The sequence below is a fragment of the Pseudomonas sp. R45(2017) genome (assembly GCF_002112305.1).
GTDB classification, from domain to species: Bacteria; Pseudomonadota; Gammaproteobacteria; order Pseudomonadales; family Pseudomonadaceae; genus Aquipseudomonas; species Aquipseudomonas paraglycinae.
Window position 1 is genome coordinate 89,337 of sequence record NZ_NEHH01000006.1, and the last position, 20,292, is coordinate 109,628.

Genomic DNA, 20,292 nt, shown 5'->3' on the forward strand with positions numbered 1-20,292 from the left:
CGCTGCATGCGGGCGCGATGCTCTGGCAACTGGCCCAGATGTTGTGGGTCGGTGGCCTGTGGTTGGTACATCTCGGTCTGCGGCCGGTGCTGGGTCGGATTGGCCTGGCTCCGCTGCTGATCGACGAAGTTGCAAGTACGTTTGAAGTGGCGGTAGTGGGTTTTGCCGTCGCGTGTGTGATATTTCAGGCTTTGGTGCTGGTACAGGCCGAGGGCCTTGCCAGTCTATGGCGGGATTTTCGCGGGCAGGTGTTGCTGATGGCGTTGTATGCGTGTGCGATGTTTGTCGCAGTGCGTGTCGGCTGGCCGGATGCGCAGCGCTGGCAGGTGTTCAGCTTTCTTGTGTTGGGTTTTTCCGGGTTGGTGCTGGTATTGCAGCCGGTGCCGGGATGGAGTGGCAGGGTGCGCGAAGCACACCCTTGACCCTTGCCATCACTTGAAGCGATGGACGTTCGACAGCTGCTTGTTGACGCTGAAGTTCTTGCGGTAAATCAGTGCCATCTTGCCGATGACTTGCACCAGATCGGCCTTGCCGGTCTTGCACAGCTCTGCAACGGACGCCAGGCGCGCCTCGCGATCGAGGATGTTGAGCTTGATCTTGATCAGCTCGTGATCTGCCAATGCGCGTTCGAGTTCGGCTAGAACACCCTCAGTCAAACCGTTGTCAGCCACAGTCAGAACTGGTTTCAGGTGGTGGCCAATGGATTTGTACTGTTTCTTCTGCTCTGGAGTGAGCGGCATAATCTGACCCTTTCGTCTGGATTCTGTAAAATGGCGGCCATTTTACCCGAGGGCTCGTGGATCCGCCCAATTAATCACGACCCTAATCAACGAGGTGCCCAATGGCGCGTTCCAAGACAAGCCTTGGTTGGCTGAAAAGACATGTCAATGATCCCTATGTGAAGCAAGCGCAGAAGGATGGCTACCGCTCGCGTGCGAGTTACAAGCTTCTGGAGATCCAAGAGAAATACAAACTGATCCGTCCGGGCATGAACGTCGTCGACCTCGGCGCGGCACCTGGCGGCTGGTCGCAGGTCACCAGCCGGCTGATCGGTGGTCAGGGGCGATTGATCGCCTCGGACATCCTGGAAATGGACAGTATTCCGGACGTGACTTTCATTCAGGGTGACTTCACCGAGGATGCAGTGCTCGCTCAGATCCTTGAGGCTGTGGGTAATTCGCAGGTGGACCTTGTGATTTCCGATATGGCCCCCAATATGAGTGGTACGCCTGAAGTGGATATGCCAAAAGCCATGTTCCTTTGCGAGCTGGCGCTTGATCTGGCGGAGCGGATACTCAAGCCGGGTGGCAATTTTGTGATCAAGATTTTTCAGGGCGAAGGGTTCGATGTTTACCTGAAGGATGCTCGAAAGAAGTTCGACAAGATCCAGATGATCAAGCCGGACTCCTCTCGTGGCAGCTCTCGCGAGCAGTACATGCTGGCTTGGGGCTATCGCGGTCGTAGCGAGTAAAACGAGGTTTTTTGGCGGGGTGATAGGTTTTTCGTATTTCGCCCCGCGCGCATAAGCGAATATTGTGTAGAAAGTGTTTCACAAAGGGTTACAGACGGCGCCTGCCAGAGCTGTAGGTAATGTAGTAAGTTAGGCCGGTGAATATCATGCGAAGCGCGCGCCAGTAGCGGAGCTTGCTTCAGAGGGTAGTTAATTGAACGATATGGCAAAGAATCTGATCCTGTGGTTGATCATCGCGGCTGTCCTGGTGACGGTGATGAACAACTTCTCCAGCCCTAACGAGCCGCAGACCCTCAACTATTCCGACTTCATCCAGCAGGTCAAGGATGGCAAGGTCGAGCGCGTGGCCGTCGACGGCTACGTGATTACCGGCAAACGCAACGATGGCGACAGCTTCAAGACCATTCGTCCGGCAATCCAGGACAATGGCCTGATCGGCGATCTGGTCGACAACCACGTTGTAGTCGAAGGCAAGCAGCCTGAGCAGCAAAGCATCTGGACCCAGCTTCTGGTGGCCAGCTTCCCGATCCTGGTGATCATCGCGGTGTTCATGTTCTTCATGCGCCAGATGCAGGGCGGTGCGGGCGGCAAGGGCGGGCCGATGAGCTTTGGCAAGAGCAAGGCGCGTCTGCTGTCCGAAGATCAGGTGAAAACCACCCTGGCTGACGTTGCCGGTTGCGACGAAGCCAAGGAAGAAGTGGGCGAACTGGTCGAGTTCCTCCGTGATCCGGGCAAGTTCCAGCGCCTGGGCGGCCGCATTCCTCGCGGCGTGCTGATGGTCGGCCCTCCGGGTACCGGTAAAACCTTGCTGGCCAAGGCGATTGCCGGCGAAGCCAAAGTGCCGTTCTTCACCATTTCCGGTTCCGACTTCGTCGAAATGTTCGTAGGTGTCGGTGCCAGCCGCGTTCGTGACATGTTCGAACAGGCCAAGAAACACGCTCCGTGCATTATATTCATCGACGAGATCGACGCCGTTGGTCGCCATCGTGGTGCGGGCATGGGTGGCGGTCACGACGAGCGCGAACAGACGCTCAACCAGTTGCTGGTCGAGATGGACGGTTTCGAAATGAATGACGGCATCATCGTCATCGCTGCGACCAACCGTCCTGACGTGCTGGACCCTGCGTTGCTGCGACCTGGTCGTTTCGACCGTCAGGTGGTGGTTGGTTTGCCGGACATCCGTGGTCGCGAGCAGATCCTCAAGGTTCACATGCGTAAAGTGCCAATGGGTGACGACGTTGCTCCGGCCGTTATCGCACGTGGTACTCCGGGGTTCTCCGGTGCCGATCTGGCGAACCTGGTCAACGAGGCTTCGCTGTTCGCCGCCCGTGCCGGCAAGCGCATCGTCGAAATGAAAGAGTTCGAACTGGCCAAAGACAAGATCATGATGGGCGCCGAGCGCAAATCCATGGTCATGTCCGAGAAGGAAAAGCAGAACACCGCTTATCACGAAGCAGGCCACGCCATTGTTGGTCGCGTCGTGCCCGAGCATGATCCGGTCTACAAAGTGTCGATCATCCCGCGCGGTCGTGCGCTGGGTGTGACCATGTTCCTGCCGGAAGAGGATCGCTACAGTCTGTCCAAGCGTGCGCTGATCAGTCAGATCTGCTCGCTGTACGGCGGCCGTATTGCTGAAGAGATGACTTTGGGCTTCGACGGTGTGACCACAGGTGCTTCCAACGACATCATGCGCGCGAGTCAGATTGCGCGGAACATGGTGACCAAGTGGGGCCTGTCGGAAAAACTCGGTCCGTTGATGTACGCGGAAGAGGAAGGTGAAGTATTCCTCGGTCGCGGTGGTGGCGGTCAGAATGCGAGCTTCTCCGGTGAGACAGCGAAGCTGATCGACTCCGAAGTGCGCAGCATCATCGATCAGTGCTATGGCACCGCCAAGCAGATCCTTACGGACAATCGCGACAAGCTCGATGCCATGGCGGATGCCCTGATGAAGTACGAGACGATCGATGCCGAACAGATCGACGACATCATGGCCGGTCGTACACCTCGCGAGCCTCGCGACTGGTCGGGCGGTACCGGTACTGGTACGCCTCCTGTCATTCAGGGCGAGCGTCCGGAAACACCGATTGGCGGTCCGGCTGCCGACGTTTAAGGTTTGAAATGACTTCTGTACAGTCCCTGACCCGGTTGCCTTGCGGCAACCGGGTTCTTGATTTGGCCCGGACGCATGTCATGGGCATTCTCAATGTCACTCCCGATTCATTTTCCGACGGTGGCCGATACAGCCAGCTCGATGCGGCCTTGCGTCATGCCGAAACCATGGTTGCGGCGGGTGCAACGCTGATCGATGTGGGTGGGGAGTCAACCCGGCCCGGCGCGCGGGCGGTTTCTCCATTGGAGGAGCTGGAACGTGTCGCTCCTGTCGTTGAGCTGATCAACCGCGAGCTGGATGTGGTCATATCGGTCGATACGTCCACTCCGGCGGTCATGCGCGAAACAGCGCGGTTGGGTGCCGGTTTGATCAACGACGTTCGTTCGCTACGGCGGGATGGCGCGTTGGATGCTGCTGCTGCCACCGGGTTGCCTGTATGTCTCATGCATATGCTCGGCGAGCCTGGCGACATGCAGGATGATCCGCGTTATCAGGATGTCACCCGGGAGGTGGGCGAATTTCTCGCCGAGCGCATGGCTCAGTGTGAGGTGGCAGGTATTCCGGCCGAGCGGATCATTCTTGATCCGGGCTTCGGCTTCGCCAAAACCCTGCAGCACAATCTAAGCTTGTTCAAGCATATGGAAGCCCTGCATGCGCTGGGGCGGCCACTGTTGGTGGGCGTTTCGCGCAAAAGCATGATCGGTCACGCATTGAATCGCCCGGTGGGCGAGCGTCTATACGGTGGTTTGGCACTGGCTGCACTGGCGTCGGTGAAGGGTGCGCGTATATTGCGCGTCCATGATGTGGCGGAAACGGTGGACGTGGTGCGAATGCTCGCAGCCGTGGAATCAGCCGAATAAGAATGATGGAGCACTTATGAGCAAGAAATATTTTGGTACTGACGGCATTCGTGGTCGTGTCGGGGAATATCCGATTACTCCTGACTTCATGCTCAAGCTCGGCTGGGCTGCCGGCATGGCCTTTCGCAAGATGGGCGCCTGCAAGGTGCTGGTCGGCAAGGACACGCGGATTTCCGGCTACATGTTCGAGTCGGCCCTTGAGGCCGGCCTGACTTCCGCAGGTGCTGATGTGATGCTGCTCGGTCCGATGCCGACTCCGGCCATCGCCTATTTGTCGCGTACATTCCAGGCCGAGGCCGGAATCGTGATCAGCGCATCGCACAATCCGCATGACGACAACGGCATCAAGTTTTTCTCCGGCAGAGGTACCAAGCTGCCTGATGAGCTGGAGCTGATGATCGAAGAGCTGCTCGACACGCCGATGACGGTCGTTGAGTCGAGCAAGATCGGCAAGGTTTCGCGAATCAATGATGCGTCCGGTCGCTATATCGAGTTCTGCAAGAGTTCTGTACCGACGGGTACCAGTTTTTCTGGCCTGAAAATTGTCATCGACTGCGCACACGGAGCAACCTACAAGGTCGCACCGAGCGTTTTCCGTGAGCTGGGTGCCGAAGTCGTGGTGCTGTCCGCGCAGCCCAATGGTCTGAATATCAACGACAACTGTGGCTCCACTCACATGGGGCAGTTGCAGGCGGCGGTGCTGTCGGAGCACGCTGACCTCGGGATCGCATTCGACGGCGATGGCGACCGGGTGTTGATGGTTGATCACACGGGTGCGATTGTTGATGGCGATGAGCTGATCTTCATTATTGCGCGCGATCTGCATGAGCGAGGCAAGTTGCAGGGGGGGGTGGTCGGTACGCTGATGAGCAATCTGGGTCTGGAGCTGGCTCTGGCGGATCTGGGTATTCCTTTTGTGCGTGCAAATGTCGGCGACCGCTATGTGATTGCCGAATTGCTGGAGCGTGATTGGCTGGTCGGGGGCGAGAACTCCGGACATGTCGTCTGCTTCAATCACACGACGACTGGCGATGCGATCATCGCGGCGTTGCAGGTGTTGATGGCGTTGAAAGCCCGTAACGAAGGTTTGGCGCAAACGCGCCAGGCCCTGCGCAAGTGTCCTCAGGTGCTGATCAATGTACGTTTCGGCGGTGGCGACAGCCCGCTTGATCATCCGGCTGTCAAGGAAGCCAGCAAGCGTGTGACCGAGGCGATGGCGGGTCGTGGCCGTGTGCTTTTGCGCAAGTCCGGGACAGAGCCTCTGGTGCGTGTGATGGTCGAAGGTGAGGACGAAACCCAGGTTCGTGGCTATGCCGAAGAACTGGCAAAACTGGTAACTGAAGTTTCTGCCTGATTCGGCTTGCCAGCCATGATTGTGTTGGGTAACATCTGCGCCCACTTTGACCGACGAGGTACAGCATGCGTCGCCCTATGGTAGCTGGTAACTGGAAGATGCACGGTACCCGCGCCAGCGTCGCTGAGCTGATCAACGGCCTTCGTCATCTGGCCTTGCCAAGCGGTGTTGATGTCGCGGTATTCCCGCCTTGCTTGTATATCAATCAAGTGATTGATGGCTTGAAAGGCAAATCGATTTCGGTCGGTGCGCAGAACTCTGCGGTGGAATCCATGCAAGGTGCGTTGACGGGCGAGATTGCGCCGAGTCAGTTGGTGGATGCAGGTTGTTCCCTGGTGCTTGTCGGGCACTCCGAACGCCGTCAGATCATGGGCGAGCGAGACGGAATGCTGAATCGCAAGTTCGCAGCGGCACAGGCATGTGGCTTGATTCCGGTGTTGTGCGTAGGGGAGACCCTGGAGCAGCGTGAAGCCGGAAAAACTCTTGAGGTTGTCGGGCGTCAGCTGGGCAGTATCATCGAGGAGCTGGGTGTCGGTGCTTTTGCCAACGCAGTGATCGCTTACGAGCCGGTCTGGGCGATTGGTACTGGACTGACTGCAACGCCGCAACAGGCTCAGGATGTGCATAAAGCCATTCGCGAGCAGTTGGCGGCAGAGAATTCTGAAGTGGCACGAGGTGTGCGGCTTCTATACGGCGGCAGCGTGAAGGCGGCCAATGCGGTCGAACTGTTCGGCATGCCGGATATCGATGGGGGGCTCATTGGTGGAGCTTCCCTGAATGCAGATGAGTTCGGTGCGATTTGTCGCGCCGCGGGAAACTGAAAAAATGCTGGAAACAGTCGTAGTCGTTTTTCATCTGCTGGGTGCATTGGGCGTAGTTGCTCTGGTTTTGCTGCAGCAGGGTAAAGGTGCGGATGCTGGCGCGTCTTTCGGAGCAGGTGCTTCAAATACTGTGTTCGGAAGCCAAGGTTCCTCTACCTTTCTTAGTAAGTTTACTGCTATACTTGCCGCCGGTTTCTTCATAACCAGCTTGGGGTTAGGATACTTTGCTAAAGAGAAGGCTCATCAGCTGACTCAAGCAGGTTTGCCAAACCCGGCAGTGTTGGAAGTTCCAAAGCAACAACCGGCTTCTGATGATGTCCCGGTGCTTCAAGAGCAAAAGTCGGCTACTCCAGCGACTGACGTACCTCCAGCTCAAGAGCAGAAGTAAGAAGAGTTTCAAACGTAGTATTGCCGAGGTGGTGGAATTGGTAGACACGCAACCTTGAGGTGGTTGTGCCCATAGGGTGTAGGGGTTCGAGTCCCCTTCTCGGTACCAATTAGTCAGGAGAGCCCGCTGTTGCGGGCTTTCTTGCAGGTGGAAGGTTACATTGACCCTATAAGGGATCGGTCGTATACTTCCGCCCCAGCTTTGTCGCGGGGTGGAGCAGTCTGGTAGCTCGTCGGGCTCATAACCCGAAGGTCGTCGGTTCAAATCCGGCCCCCGCAACCAGTTTAAGGAGCCCCTTTTAAGGGGCTTTTTGTTAGCTGGACACTTTCGACGCCGCTGTTCGACGGCGTTTCAAGGATGGGCGTTTCGCCCATTTTTTTATTTTGCATAGCATGCACATACATGCACGAGGGGGTTCAGGTGTCGAGCAAGCTAGAAGAGTTGCAGGCCTTGCTGGCCCCGGTGGTCGTGGCCCTAGGCTATGAATGCTGGGGTATTGAGTTTTCGGCTCAAGGTCGCCACTCAATGTTGCGCGTTTATATCGATAAGGAAGGCGGCGTACTGGTGGACGATTGCGCCATCGTCAGCCGTCAGATCAGCGGTGTGCTGGATGTTGAAGATCCGATCTCCGTTGAATACACCCTTGAAGTTTCCTCGCCAGGCATGGAACGCCCACTGTTCACTCTTGAGCAGTTTGCCAAATATGTCGGTGAACAAGTGAAGATCAAGCTGCGCTCGCCTTTCGAAGGTCGACGCAACTTTCAGGGCCTTCTGCGCGGTGTAGAAGAGCAGGACGTCGTGGTGCAGGTAGATGACCATGAGTTCCTGTTGCCGATCGATATGATCGACAAGGCCAACATTATTCCCAGTTTTGACTGAGACGCGGATCCCGCGGATCCAATGGCTTGCGAAAGGCGAGGCGTACGATGAGCAAAGAAGTACTGCTGGTTGTTGAGTCGGTATCCAATGAAAAGGGTGTACCGGCAAGCGTAATTTTTGAAGCGCTGGAGCTGGCTCTAGCCACTGCTACCAAAAAGCGTTTTGAAGACGAAGTTGATCTGCGTGTGGAAATCAACCGCCACACCGGTTCTTACGAAACTTTCCGTCGCTGGACGGTCGTCGAAGAGAATGATCTCGATGATCCGGCCATCGAAACCTGGCCGAGCAAGGTTGCTGAAACGCACCCTGGCGCCAAGGTTGGCGACGTCGTTGAAGAAAAGATCGAGTCCATCGAGTTCGGCCGCATCGCTGCGCAGACCGCCAAGCAGGTCATCGTGCAGAAAGTGCGCGAAGCCGAGCGCGCTCAAGTGGTTGACGCTTATCGCGAGCGCCTGGGAGAAATCATCTCCGGCACCGTGAAGAAAGTGACCCGCGACAACGTGATCGTCGACCTGGGTAATAACGCTGAAGCGTTGCTGGCCCGTGAAGACATCATCTCTCGCGAAACCTTCCGTGTTGGCGTGCGTCTGCGTGCGCTGCTCAAGGAAATCCGCACCGAGAACCGCGGCCCTCAGCTGATCCTGTCGCGTACCGCGCCGGAAATGCTGATCGAGCTGTTCCGTATCGAAGTGCCGGAAATCGCTGAAGGCCTGATCGAAGTCATGGCCGCATCCCGTGATCCGGGTTCGCGTGCCAAGATCGCTGTCCGCTCCAAGGACAAACGCATCGACCCGCAAGGCGCGTGCATCGGTATGCGCGGTTCGCGCGTCCAGGCCGTGTCGGGCGAGTTGGGTGGCGAGCGTGTCGATATCGTCCTGTGGGACGACAACCCGGCTCAGTTCGTGATCAATGCCATGTCGCCGGCAGAAGTGGCGGCCATCATCGTTGACGAAGATGCCCATGCCATGGACATCGCCGTTGGCGCAGACAATCTGGCTCAGGCCATCGGTCGTGGTGGTCAGAACGTGCGTCTGGCGAGCCAGCTGACTGGCTGGACCCTGAACGTGATGACCGAATCGGACATCCAGGCTAAGCAACAAGCGGAAACCGGCGACATCCTGCGCAACTTCATCGACGAGCTGGAAGTCGACGAAGAGCTGGCTCAGGTGCTGGTAGACGAAGGCTTCACCAGCCTGGAAGAGATTGCCTACGTACCGTTGGAAGAAATGCTCAACATCGACGGCTTTGACGAAGACATCGTCAACGAGCTTCGCGCTCGTGCCAAGGATCGCTTGTTGACCAAAGCCATCGCTACTGAGGAAAAGCTGGCAGACGCCCATCCGGCCGAAGACCTGCTCTCGCTTGAGGGTATGGACAAGGATTTGGCGATGGAACTGGCGGTGCGCGGCGTAATTACCCGCGAAGACCTGGCCGAGCAGTCTATTGACGACCTGCTCGACATCGACGGCATTGACGATGATCGTGCCGGCAAGTTGATCATGGCCGCCCGAGCCCACTGGTTCGAGTAATTAGGCGCGGCCTGAGGAGAGAAGTGCATGACGCAAGTCACGGTGAAACAACTGGCCGATGAGGTCAAAACACCGGTAGAGCGCCTGTTGCAGCAGATGCGTGAGGCAGGTCTGCCGCACACCGCCGCCGAAGAAAATGTGACTGACAGTGAGAAGCAATCCCTGCTGACCCACTTGAAAAGCAGCCACAAGGCGAAAGTGGAAGAACCACGCAAGATCACGCTGCAGCGTAAAACCACCAGCACCCTGCGTGTGGCTGGCAGCAAAAGCATCAGCGTTGAAGTCCGCAAGAAGAAAGTTTTCGTACAGCGTAGCCCGGAAGAAATCGAAGCCGAGCGCAAGCGTGAACTGGATGAACGTCGCGCAGTAGAAAATGCTGCCCGTCAGAAGGCTGAAGAAGAAGCCCGCGTTCGCGCCGAAGAAGAAGCGCGTCGCCAGCCTGCTGCGCCGTCCGCTCCTTCCGAAGCCGTCGCTGCACCTGCGCCAGTGGCCGAACCAGTGCGCGAAGCCGCGCCGGTTGTGGCTGCTGCCCCAGCTGCCGACACTCGCAAGCGTGACGAACAGCGCCGTCCGGACAAACCACGTGCCGACGACAACAACCGTCGTGGCGGTGGTGATGGCGAGCGCAAAAACGCTCCGCATCGCGCATCGGTCAAGGAAAAGGCTCCGGCTCCACGTGTGGCGCCACGCACTACCGATGAAGAAAGCGATGGCTTCCGTCGCGGCGGTCGCGGCAAGGCCAAGCTGAAGAAACGCAACGCCCACGGTTTCCAGAGCCCTACCGGTCCTGTCGTGCGTGAAGTGAAGATCGGCGAAACCATCACTGTTGGCGATCTCGCTCAGCAGATGTCGGTTAAAGCTGCCGAAATCATCAAGTTCATGTTCAAACTGGGTACTCCAGCGACCATCAACCAGGTGCTTGATCAGGAAACTGCTCAACTGGTAGCCGAAGAACTGGGCCACAAAGTGACCCTGGTCAGCGACACCGCTCTGGAAGATTCCTTGGCCGAGTCCCTGAAGTTCGAAGGTGAAGCAGTTCCTCGTGCGCCGGTTGTGACCGTAATGGGTCACGTTGACCACGGTAAGACCTCGCTGCTCGACTACATCCGTCGTGCCAAGGTAGCTGCTGGCGAAGCCGGCGGTATCACCCAGCACATCGGTGCATACCACGTTGAAACCGAACGCGGCATGGTCACCTTCCTCGACACCCCTGGTCACGCCGCGTTTACCGCCATGCGTGCCCGTGGTGCCAAGGCGACGGACATCGTGATCCTGGTGGTTGCGGCGGACGACGGCGTGATGCCACAAACCATCGAAGCTGTTCAGCACGCTGTTGCTGCTGGCGTTCCGCTGGTAGTTGCGGTGAACAAGATCGACAAGCCGGGTGCAGATCTCGATCGCATCCGTAGCGAACTGTCGGCCCACGGCGTGACCTCCGAAGACTGGGGTGGCGACACTCCATTCGTTCCGGTTTCCGCGAAGATGGGTACCGGCGTCGACGAACTGCTTGAAGCTGTATTGCTGCAAGCCGAAGTTCTCGAACTGACTGCCACTCCATCGGCTCCTGGCCGTGGTGTCGTGGTTGAATCGCGTCTGGACAAGGGCCGTGGCCCGGTGGCGACTGTTCTGGTTCAGGACGGTACGCTGCGTCAAGGCGACATGGTGCTGGTCGGCTCGAACTATGGCCGCGTGCGCGCCATGCTCGACGAGAACGGCAAGCCGATCAAGGAAGCGGGCCCGGCCATTCCGGTCGAGATCCTCGGCCTGGACGGTACGCCTGACGCTGGCGACGAGATGAGCGTGGTTGCCGACGAGAAGAAAGCCCGTGAAGTGGCTCTGTTCCGTCAAGGCAAGTTCCGCGAAGTCAAACTGGCTCGCGCTCACGCCGGCAAGCTGGAAAACATCTTCGAAAGCATGGGTCAGGAAGAGAAGAAGACGCTCAACATCGTCCTCAAATCCGACGTCCGTGGTTCGCTGGAAGCCTTGCAGGGCGCTCTGAACGGCCTGGGCAACGACGAAGTGCAAGTGCGCGTGGTCGGTGGCGGCGTCGGTGGTATCACCGAATCCGATGCCAACCTGGCACTGGCTTCCAACGCTGTACTGTTCGGCTTCAACGTGCGTGCCGATGCCGGCGCACGGAAGATCGTCGAGCAGGAAGGTCTGGACATGCGTTACTACAACGTGATCTACGACATCATCGAAGACGTCAAGAAAGCCCTGACCGGCATGCTTGGCAGCGACGTTCGCGAGAACATCCTCGGTGTGGCCGAAGTCCGTGACGTGTTCCGTTCGCCTAAGTTCGGCGCCATCGCCGGCTGCATGGTGATCGAGGGTACTGTTCACCGTAACCGTCCGATCCGTGTACTGCGTGAAGACATCGTTATCTTCGAAGGCGAGCTGGAATCCCTGCGCCGCTTCAAGGATGACGCTTCCGAAGTACGTGCCGGCATGGAGTGCGGTATCGGCGTGAAGAGCTACAACGACGTCAAAGTCGGCGACAAGATCGAAGTCTTCGAGAAGGTTCAGGTTGCTCGCAGCCTCTGACTCGCGCACTTCAAGGGCCACGTCGGGCCGCCGCATGCAAGTGCGCGGCACGGCGTCAGGACTCTAAACGCAACGCCCGGTCTGGCTTTTGTCAGGCCGGGCGTTTGCCGCTTTCAGACCTTGCGGGTTTCACCGCGGGGCAGTAACAGGTAACAAATCATGGCAAAAGAATACAGCCGTACCCAACGTATCGGCGATCAGATGCAGCGTGAGCTGGCCCAACTGATCCGTCGTGAAGTCAAAGACCCGCGCGTCGGTCTGGTCACCATTACCGCTGTGGAAGTCAGCCGTGACGTCGGTCACGCGAAGATCTTCATCACCGTGATGGGGCAGGATAACGCTGAAGACATCGCGCAAAGCATCAAGGTGCTCAACGCTGCTGCCGGTTTCCTGCGCATGCAGCTGGCCCGCGAAATGAAGCTGCGCAGCGTGCCGCAATTGCACTTCCACTACGACGAAAGCGTCGTGCGGGGTGCGCACCTGTCGGCCCTGATCGAGCGCGCCGTGGCTGAGGACAATCAGCACGTGGCTGCGGCAGAACCCGAAGACACCAAGGAGTAACTCGGTGGCTCAGGTCAAACGTATCCGTCGTAACGTCAGCGGCATCATCCTGCTCGACAAGCCGCTGGGGTTCACCTCCAACGCCGCGTTGCAGAAGGTCCGCTGGTTGCTCAACGCCGAGAAGGCCGGTCACACCGGCAGTCTCGATCCCCTGGCCACCGGCGTTCTGCCGCTGTGCTTTGGCGAGGCGACCAAGTTCTCGCAGTATCTGCTCGATTCCGACAAGGGTTACGAAACCCTGGCGCAACTGGGCAAGACCACCACCACGGCGGACGCCGAAGGTGAGGTTTTGCAGGAGCGTCCGGTGACCGTTGGTCAGGCCGACATTGAAGCGGTTCTGCCGAAATTTCGTGGGCAAATCAGTCAGATACCGCCGATGTACTCCGCTCTCAAGCGTGATGGCCAGCCGCTGTACAAGTTGGCCCGTGCAGGCGAAGTAGTGGAGCGCGAACCGCGTTCTGTTACTATTGCGCGCTTGGAATTGCTGGCCTTCGAAGGCGATACTGCGCGTCTTGCAGTAGATTGCAGCAAGGGCACCTATATTCGCACCCTGGTGGAGGATATCGGTGAGCAACTCGGTTGTGGTGCGTACGTCGCTGAACTGCGTCGTACCCAGGCCGGGCCTTTCACCCTGGCGCAGACCGTGACCCTCGAAGAGCTGGAAGCGGTACATGCCGAAGGCGGCAACGAAGCGGTCGACCGCTTCCTGATGCCATCGGACAGCGGCCTGCAGGATTGGCCGTTGCTGCAGTTCTCGGAAGCGAGCGCGTTCTACTGGCTCAACGGCCAGCCGGTACGTGCCCCGGATGCTCCGAAGTTCGGCATGGTGCGGGTACAGGATCACAACGGTCGCTTCATCGGTATCGGTGAAGTGAGCGAAGACGGGCGCATCGCGCCGCGTCGACTGATTCGGTCAGAATGACCGGAAACCGGTCTGTGTAACAGCAGGCCGGCGAGTGTGGCTGTCAACAGGCACGGTCACTACTCATTTATAGATACAGGGATTTGTCCCTGGCCTGTTGAAACTGTTTTTGAAACGGTTTCCTGATAAAAGGATTGCCTCATGGCTCTCGACGTTCAAGAAAAAGCTCAAATCGTTGCCGACTACCAGCAAGCTGTTGGTGACACTGGTTCGCCAGAAGTGCAAGTTGCACTGCTGACCGCCAACATCAACAAACTGCAAGGTCACTTCAAGGCCAACGGTAAAGACCACCACTCCCGTCGTGGTCTGATCCGCATGGTTAACCAGCGTCGCAAGCTGCTGGACTACCTGAAAGGCAAGGACGTGAGCCGTTACAGCGCTCTGATCGCTCGCCTGGGTCTGCGTCGCTAATCAGCGATTGCGCTATGAGGTTGGTTGTCTGTCAGATGTCAGCGGGTTTCCGCCGGCGTCCGGCAGGCTCCCAGCCTCAAGTTTTATCTGGATACACGTTTTACCCTGGACAGGCGTCGGGCCGATTCCCGGCATTGCCCAAGAATTTCGCAAGAAACCAGTTCCCCCAAGAGCCACAAAGAAGGTAGGACACCGTGAACCCGGTAATCAAAAAATTCCAGTTCGGTCAGTCGACCGTTACCCTCGAGACTGGCCGTATCGCCCGTCAGGCCTCCGGCGCAGTATTGGTCACCGTTGACGACGACGTCAGCGTATTGGTGACCGTAGTCGGTGCCAAGCAAGCCGATCCGGGCAAGGGCTTCTTCCCTCTGTCCGTTCACTACCAGGAAAAGACTTACGCTGCCGGTAAGATCCCTGGCGGTTTCTTCAAGCGTGAAGGCCGTCCTTCCGAGAAGGAAACCCTGACTTCCCGACTGATCGATCGTCCGATCCGTCCGCTGTTCCCGGAAGGTTTCATGAACGAAGTGCAGGTTGTCTGCACCGTCGTTTCCACCAGCAAAAAGACCGATCCGGACATCGCTGCGATGATCGGTACCTCGGCAGCCCTGGCGATCTCCGGTATTCCGTTCGACGGCCCGATCGGCGCCGCTCGCGTGGCTTTCCACGAAAGCACCGGCTACCTGCTGAACCCGACCTACGAGCAGCAAGCTGCCTCGAGCCTGGACATGGTTGTTGCCGGTACTTCGGACGCCGTGCTGATGGTTGAATCGGAAGCCAAAGAGCTGACCGAAGACCAGATGCTGGGCGCGGTACTGTTTGCTCACGACGAGTTCCAGGTCGTAATCAACGCGGTTAAAGAACTGGCTGCCGAAGCTGCCAAGCCAACCTGGACCTGGGCACCTGCTCCAGAAGCCACCGAGCTGCTGGCTGCTATCCGTTCCGAGTTCGGCGAAGCGATCTCCCAGGCTTACACTATCACCATCAAGGCCGACCGTTATGCGCGTCTGGGCGAGCTGCGTGACCAGGTTGTTGCCAAGCTGTCCGGTGAAGAAGGCCAACCTTCGGCTGCCGACGTCAAAGCCGCTTTCGGCGAAATCGAATACCGCACCGTTCGCGAAAACATCGTTAACGGCAAGCCACGTATCGACGGTCGCGACACCCGCACCGTACGTCCGCTGAACATCGAAGTCGGCGTTCTGCCGAAGACCCACGGTTCGGCACTGTTCACCCGTGGCGAAACCCAGGCTCTGGTAGTCGCGACGCTGGGCACCGCCCGTGACGCACAACTGCTGGACACCCTGGAAGGCGAGAAAAAAGACCCGTTCATGCTGCACTACAACTTCCCTCCGTTCTCGGTGGGCGAGTGTGGTCGCATGGGTGGCGCCGGTCGTCGTGAAATCGGTCACGGCCGTCTGGCCCGTCGTTCGGTTTCGGCCATGCTGCCAGCCGCTGACGTGTTCCCGTACACCATCCGTGTGGTATCGGAAATCACCGAGTCCAACGGTTCGAGCTCGATGGCTTCCGTTTGCGGCGCTTCCCTGGCCCTGATGGACGCTGGTGTTCCGATGAAGGCGCCGGTTGCCGGTATCGCCATGGGTCTGGTTAAAGAAGGCGAGAAATTCGCTGTTCTGACCGACATCCTGGGTGACGAAGACCACCTGGGCGACATGGACTTCAAAGTTGCCGGTACCGCCAAAGGTGTGACCGCGCTGCAGATGGACATCAAGATCAAGGGCATCACCGAAGAGATCATGGAAATCGCTCTGGGCCAAGCCCTGGAAGCGCGCCTGAACATCCTCGGTCAGATGAACCAGATCATCGGCCAGTCGCGTACCGAACTGTCGGCCAACGCTCCGACCATGATCGCGATGAAGATCGACACCGACAAGATCCGTGACGTTATCGGTAAAGGTGGCGCGACCATCCGTGCGATCTGCGAAGAGACCAAGGCTTCGATCGACATCGAAGACGACGGCTCGATCAAGATCTTCGGCGAAACCAAGGAAGCGGCTGAAGCAGCACGTCAGCGCGTTCTGGGGATCACCGCAGAGGCCGAGATCGGCAAGATCTACGTCGGCAAGGTTGAGCGCATCGTCGACTTCGGCGCATTCGTCAACATCCTGCCGGGCAAGGACGGTCTGGTTCACATCTCGATGCTGAGCGACGCTCGCGTAGAGAAAGTGACCGACATCCTGAAAGAAGGCCAGGAAGTGGAAGTGCTGGTACTGGACGTGGACAACCGCGGCCGTATCAAGCTGTCCATCAAAGACGTGGCAGCTGCCAAGGCTTCGGGCGTTTAATCACCCCCGCAGTCCTAGCGCAATGAAAATGCCCCGCCGTGAAAACGGCGGGGCATTTTTTTGTCCGTGAAATATCGAGTCATTCGACGAAGTTGCCGACCTGCAAGACCAGTGCTAGGTTTAGCCCACCGCCCGTGTAGCTCAGCCGGTAGAGCAGCGCACTCGTAACGCGAAGGTCGCAGGTTCGATTCCTGTCTCGGGCACCACCTCTCCCCAATCCTTTTGAACCGGCATTTATGTTCCACAGGTCAACTTTTTGTGGGAGAGATGTAAAGAGCCGTGTAATTCGTCATGCAAACGTCCTATATTCGGTGCCTGCATGAGCATCGCTTAGCAGTTTTCAGATGATCCCGAATGGTTCCGAAGGCCGGACAGTCCGCGTCAGAGAGATCCTTGATGATCCACATCCATCTTCCATTCTTATGATCAGCGAGAACGCCATGACCGAGTTAACTCAAGAGCAACGCCACGAACAAGCGCTGGAAAAGTACAAGCTTGATGCGTCTGAGCTGATGGACGAGATCAAGGATCTGAGTCCCGATGAGCAGAAGGACCAGATCCAGTGGGCGTTCGAAGACGAAGCCGAAGCCCAGGGCCTGCAACCCTGGGAATTGACCCTCAAGTACACCAGCACGCCTGAGGAGTTCGAGGCCAAGCGCCTGGAACTGCACAAGGAAGCGGCTGAAGTGCTGGGTGTCGAGTGGGAAGAGTACTGCGAGATGAACAATCTCGTCGTTTGACGAGAGCTGCCAGCTACAAGCCGCAAGCTACAAGTAAAAGCACAACCGCTTTGGCTTGCAGCTTGTAGCTCGCATCTTGCCGCTGCCCTTAAATGCTCAGGCGCATCGACAGGTCCACGGCCTTCACATCCTTGGTCATCGCGCCGATCGAGATGTAGTCCACCCCGGTCTGAGCGATCGGCAGCAGCGTGCTTTCGTTGATGCCGCCACTGGCTTCCAGTTTTGCCTTGCCGCCGTTCAGGCGCACGGCTTCGCGCATGTCATCGAGGCTCAGTTCGTCGAGCATGATGATATCGGCACCAGCGGCCAGCGCTTCTTTCAGCTCCTCCAGACTTTCCACTTCGATTTCCACCGGCTTGCCCGGGGCGATCTTGTGTGCAGCGGCAATGGCCTGCGGGATGCCACCGCTGGCGGCGATGTGGTTTTCCTTGATCAGGAACGCGTCGTACAGGCCGATGCGGTGGTTATGGCAGCCGCCGCAGGTGACCGCATATTTCTGCGCCAGACGCAGGCCCGGCAGGGTCTTGCGGGTGTCGAGCAGTTTCACCGAAGTCTCGGCAACGAAGTCCGCCAGGTACTGCGCGCGGGTCGCTACGCCCGACAGCAATTGCAGGAAGTTCAGGGCGCTGCGCTCACCGGTCAGCAGCGAACGGGCAGGGCCTTCCAGATGAAACAGCGGCTGATTCGGCGAAACCCGTTCGCCATCGCGCACCTGCCAGTGCACCGCCACCCTTGGATCGAGCTGGCGGAACACTGCATCAACCCAGGCCGTACCACTGATGACGGCGGCGTCGCGGGTGATGATGGTGGCTTTGGCCAGACGTTCGGCCGGGATCAGTTGCGCGGTGATGTCGCCGCTGCCGATGTCTTCGAGCAACGCACGGCGCACGTTGGCTTCGATTTCGGCGGTCAAATCGGCGAGACGTAGATTCGGCATAACGGGCTCCACAAACTAAGTGGCCCGATTATAGGGGCATGGCGTCGGCCAACCCAAGGCGAGAACAGCCACGCAGCGCTGCATCCGGTCGATTTTCTTTGAGCAAACCCGTTTCTGTCGTGGTCACTGCAAGGTGTCGGCGCATAGGGGAAACCCTGACGGCTCTGGCGCCGGGGACATCTTTTGCAAGATAATCCGCCTTGCATTTGACGCCATGAGTTTGACGTCGGCAAATCACCGTTTCAGGAGGCTTGGATGCACAACGACGGGAATGTAGTGCCTCTGCACAAGGCCACTACCGATCAGGCGACTCACTCGCCGCTCGCCCGCCTGCCTGTGATTCTGCTTCAGGTTCGCGACAAGGCTGCCCAGCGCCTGCGCAACGGTTTGCAGGAGCTGTTCGATAACGCCGACGACACCCTGTTCGAAATGGCCGATCGCGCGCGTAACGACGTCGAACAGAACATTTTCTTCGAAGCCATGCGCGACCTGCGCCTCAAGCGCAAGAACATCGAGCGCGGCTTTCTCGAGCAATTTTTCGAAGCCTTTGTCGGCCTCACTCAATTCGATCCCGTCCCCACCGTCCTCTCTCATGCCTTGCAGAATGAGGACACTACCGCGCGCACCGACGACATGGAGCGCAACGTCGCGGTCGAAACCATGGTCGGCCGCGTGCTGAATCGCGACGGGTTCGCCCTCGACCAACTGACCGCGCGATTCAATGCGCTGTTGGGCAAGACCCTGGACGATCAATACAACCCGCTGGGCCCGGCGATGCTTTGCGAATACTTCTTGCAGGCTGGGCGCAATCTGGGGGTGGAGATCAAGGTCAAACTGATCCTGCTCAAACTGTTCGAACGCTATGTGCTGGCCGATACCGATCAACTCTACGCCGAAGCCAATCAACTGCTGATCGCCACGGGCGTGTTGCCCGAGCTCAAGCCGGCGCCGGCCCGTCGCGCCATCGATCAGGCTGTGGCCAGCGTGCAGAGCGAATTCGAGGGCGTCGACAAAACCCAGACCGATGCGGGCGTGCAGGAGGTCTTCGCCGCGTTGCAGGAGTTGCTGCTGCACGTGCGCGGCACCGTTGCGCCGACCCTGGAGCCCAGCGCTCCCGCCCAGCCGATTTCCACCCGCGACCTGCTGCGCCTGCTCTCGCACCTGCAGCAATACGTACCGGCGCTGGCAGTGCAGGACGATTTCGATCTGCGCCATCAACTTGAACAGTTGCTGACCCGGGTCAGCGTGCGCAGCGGCAAATCACGAATCGTCGGCGGGGCGGACGAGGACGTGATCAATCTGGTGGCGATGGTCTTCGACTGCATCCTCGATGATCGCAATCTGCCGGATTCGCTCAAGGCACTGATCGCCCGGTTGCAGATCCCGATGTTGAAGGTCGCGGTGATCGACAAAAGCTTCTTCAGCCGCAGCAGCCACCCGGCGCGTCGCCTGCTCAATGAAATCGCCGAAGCGGCGATGGGCTGGGGCGAGTGTGACGGCAATGCGCGCGACAGCCTGTACCTGCGCATCGAGCAAGTGGTGCAGCGCCTGCTGACGGATTTCGACGATGACCCGGCGATTTTTTCCGAGTTGCTGGCGGACTTCCTCGCGTTCACCAGTGACGAACGCCGTCGCAGCGAATTGCTTGAACAGCGTTTACGCGATGCCGAAGAGGGCCGGGCGAAAACCGAACTGGCCCGCCAGCGTGTCGAGCAGGCGCTGAACCAGGGCCTGCTGGGCAAAGTCCTGCCACCGTCGGTGGTGACGTTCGTGCAGGAGGCCTGGAGCAAGGTTTTGCTGCTGACCTGCCTCAAGCACGGCGATCAGTCTGCCGAGTGGCAGGCCGACGTGCAGACCATGGAGCAATTGATCTGGAGCGTGCAGCGCCACGACGACGCCGAAGCCGGTCTGCGTCTGCTGGCGCTAGTGCCGGGGTTGCTCAAGTCATTGCGCGACGGCCTGAGCAGTTCGGCCTTCGATCCGTTTGCCACCAGCGGCTTCTTCAGTGAGCTGGAAGCGCTGCATGTGCGCCTGCTCGAACCGTCCAGCGAGCCGGATCAAACCGCATTGCCGGAAATGATTGAAGTGTCGCAGGCGATTGTCTTGCAGATGGCCGACGATGGCCTTCAGCCACGCACGCCGGCGCGTTTGCCGGCCGACGACGCAGGTTTGCGTCAGGTCGATCAGTTGCGCCTGGGCAGTTGGGTGGCGTTCGAAGAAGACGAAGAACACACCCTGCGCTGCAAGCTGGCGGCGATCATCGAGGCCACCAACAAGTACGTGTTCGTCGACCGCACCGGGATGAAAGTGCTGGAGCGCGACCGCACTGAACTGGCCCTGGCATTCCGTCGCGGCGCGGTGCGGACGCTGGACGACACCTTGTTGTTCGACCGTGCGCTGGAGTCGGTAATCGGCAATCTGCGGCGGCTCAATCGCGGCAAGTGATCGCGCGCCGGGGGCCGATC

At 58.6% G+C, this 20,292-nt stretch carries 18 protein-coding genes and 3 tRNA genes; 19 read left to right on the plus strand and 2 right to left on the minus strand.

Features of this window, described 5'->3' with window-relative positions; all coding sequences use genetic code 11:
• Positions 1-17: 17 nt before the first annotated feature.
• Positions 18-422: an MFS transporter gene (locus CAF74_RS15295; protein ID WP_085746882.1), complete on the plus strand. Its 405-nt coding sequence runs from the start codon at positions 18-20 to the stop codon at positions 420-422.
• Between the two features lie 9 nt (positions 423-431).
• Here the strand turns inward: CAF74_RS15295 and CAF74_RS15300 are convergent, their stop codons facing one another.
• Positions 432-740 carry a YhbY family RNA-binding protein gene (locus tag CAF74_RS15300; RefSeq protein WP_007953753.1) on the minus strand — a complete coding sequence of 103 codons (309 nt, stop codon included), beginning with the start codon at positions 738-740 and terminating at the stop codon, positions 432-434.
• Between the two features lie 101 nt (positions 741-841).
• Here CAF74_RS15300 and rlmE point away from each other — a divergent pair, with 101 nt between their 5' ends.
• The 17 genes from rlmE (at position 842) to CAF74_RS15385 (ending at position 16,890) form a co-directional block, all read left to right on the plus strand.
• Positions 842-1,471 carry a 23S rRNA (uridine(2552)-2'-O)-methyltransferase RlmE gene (rlmE, locus tag CAF74_RS15305; protein WP_007953751.1) on the plus strand — a complete coding sequence of 210 codons (630 nt, stop codon included), beginning with the start codon at positions 842-844 and terminating at the stop codon, positions 1,469-1,471.
• 202 nt (positions 1,472-1,673) lie between these two features.
• On the plus strand, positions 1,674-3,581 hold the full coding sequence (ftsH, locus tag CAF74_RS15310) for an ATP-dependent zinc metalloprotease FtsH (RefSeq protein WP_011332403.1): 1,908 nt from the start codon (positions 1,674-1,676) through the stop codon (positions 3,579-3,581).
• An 8-nt stretch (positions 3,582-3,589) separates the two neighbouring features.
• Complete coding sequence (gene folP / locus CAF74_RS15315) at positions 3,590-4,441, plus strand: dihydropteroate synthase (protein ID WP_085746883.1); 852 nt, start codon at positions 3,590-3,592, stop codon at positions 4,439-4,441.
• A gap of 16 nt (positions 4,442-4,457) precedes the next feature.
• Positions 4,458-5,795 (plus strand): phosphoglucosamine mutase, encoded by a 1,338-nt coding sequence (glmM, locus tag CAF74_RS15320; RefSeq protein ID WP_085746884.1) that lies wholly within the window; start codon positions 4,458-4,460, stop codon positions 5,793-5,795.
• Positions 5,796-5,860: 65 nt separating this feature from the next.
• Complete coding sequence (gene tpiA / locus CAF74_RS15325) at positions 5,861-6,616, plus strand: triose-phosphate isomerase (RefSeq protein ID WP_007953744.1); 756 nt, start codon at positions 5,861-5,863, stop codon at positions 6,614-6,616.
• Positions 6,617-6,620: 4 nt separating this feature from the next.
• Complete coding sequence (gene secG, locus CAF74_RS15330) at positions 6,621-7,004, plus strand: preprotein translocase subunit SecG (RefSeq protein WP_011332406.1); 384 nt, start codon at positions 6,621-6,623, stop codon at positions 7,002-7,004.
• Between the two features lie 22 nt (positions 7,005-7,026).
• Positions 7,027-7,112: transfer RNA gene (locus tag CAF74_RS15335), tRNA-Leu, on the plus strand.
• Positions 7,113-7,209: 97 nt separating this feature from the next.
• Positions 7,210-7,286 (plus strand) — tRNA-Met (locus CAF74_RS15340).
• A 138-nt stretch (positions 7,287-7,424) separates the two neighbouring features.
• Positions 7,425-7,883 (plus strand): ribosome maturation factor RimP, encoded by a 459-nt coding sequence (rimP, locus tag CAF74_RS15345; protein ID WP_039769696.1) that lies wholly within the window; start codon positions 7,425-7,427, stop codon positions 7,881-7,883.
• 47 nt (positions 7,884-7,930) lie between these two features.
• The gene (nusA, locus tag CAF74_RS15350) at positions 7,931-9,412 is read left to right on the plus strand and encodes a transcription termination factor NusA (protein ID WP_003221546.1); all 1,482 of its coding nucleotides are present in this window, start codon (positions 7,931-7,933) and stop codon (positions 9,410-9,412) included.
• Between the two features lie 27 nt (positions 9,413-9,439).
• Entirely contained in the window at positions 9,440-11,956 is a 2,517-nt protein-coding gene (gene infB / locus CAF74_RS15355; RefSeq protein WP_085746885.1) for a translation initiation factor IF-2, read from the plus strand.
• Between the two features lie 159 nt (positions 11,957-12,115).
• Entirely contained in the window at positions 12,116-12,517 is a 402-nt protein-coding gene (rbfA, locus tag CAF74_RS15360; RefSeq protein ID WP_007953741.1) for a 30S ribosome-binding factor RbfA, read from the plus strand.
• A gap of 4 nt (positions 12,518-12,521) precedes the next feature.
• A complete protein-coding gene (gene truB / locus CAF74_RS15365) occupies positions 12,522-13,439 on the plus strand; it encodes a tRNA pseudouridine(55) synthase TruB (RefSeq protein ID WP_007953739.1) in 918 nt (305 codons plus the stop codon).
• Between the two features lie 141 nt (positions 13,440-13,580).
• Complete coding sequence (gene rpsO / locus CAF74_RS15370) at positions 13,581-13,850, plus strand: 30S ribosomal protein S15 (RefSeq protein ID WP_011332409.1); 270 nt, start codon at positions 13,581-13,583, stop codon at positions 13,848-13,850.
• A gap of 194 nt (positions 13,851-14,044) precedes the next feature.
• Positions 14,045-16,150, plus strand: coding sequence for a polyribonucleotide nucleotidyltransferase (pnp, locus tag CAF74_RS15375; RefSeq protein WP_011332410.1), 2,106 nt, complete (start codon positions 14,045-14,047; stop codon positions 16,148-16,150).
• A 130-nt stretch (positions 16,151-16,280) separates the two neighbouring features.
• Positions 16,281-16,356, plus strand: a tRNA-Thr gene (locus CAF74_RS15380).
• Positions 16,357-16,590: 234 nt separating this feature from the next.
• Positions 16,591-16,890 (plus strand): DUF6388 family protein, encoded by a 300-nt coding sequence (locus tag CAF74_RS15385; protein WP_085747042.1) that lies wholly within the window; start codon positions 16,591-16,593, stop codon positions 16,888-16,890.
• A gap of 88 nt (positions 16,891-16,978) precedes the next feature.
• Here CAF74_RS15385 and nadC read toward each other — a convergent pair whose 3' ends face one another.
• A complete protein-coding gene (nadC, locus tag CAF74_RS15390; RefSeq protein WP_007953729.1) occupies positions 16,979-17,827 on the minus strand; it encodes a carboxylating nicotinate-nucleotide diphosphorylase in 849 nt (282 codons plus the stop codon).
• 255 nt (positions 17,828-18,082) lie between these two features.
• Between nadC and CAF74_RS15395 the strand changes: the two genes are divergently transcribed.
• Positions 18,083-20,272 (plus strand): DUF1631 domain-containing protein, encoded by a 2,190-nt coding sequence (locus CAF74_RS15395; RefSeq protein ID WP_085746886.1) that lies wholly within the window; start codon positions 18,083-18,085, stop codon positions 20,270-20,272.
• The last annotated feature ends 20 nt before the right edge of the window (positions 20,273-20,292 follow it).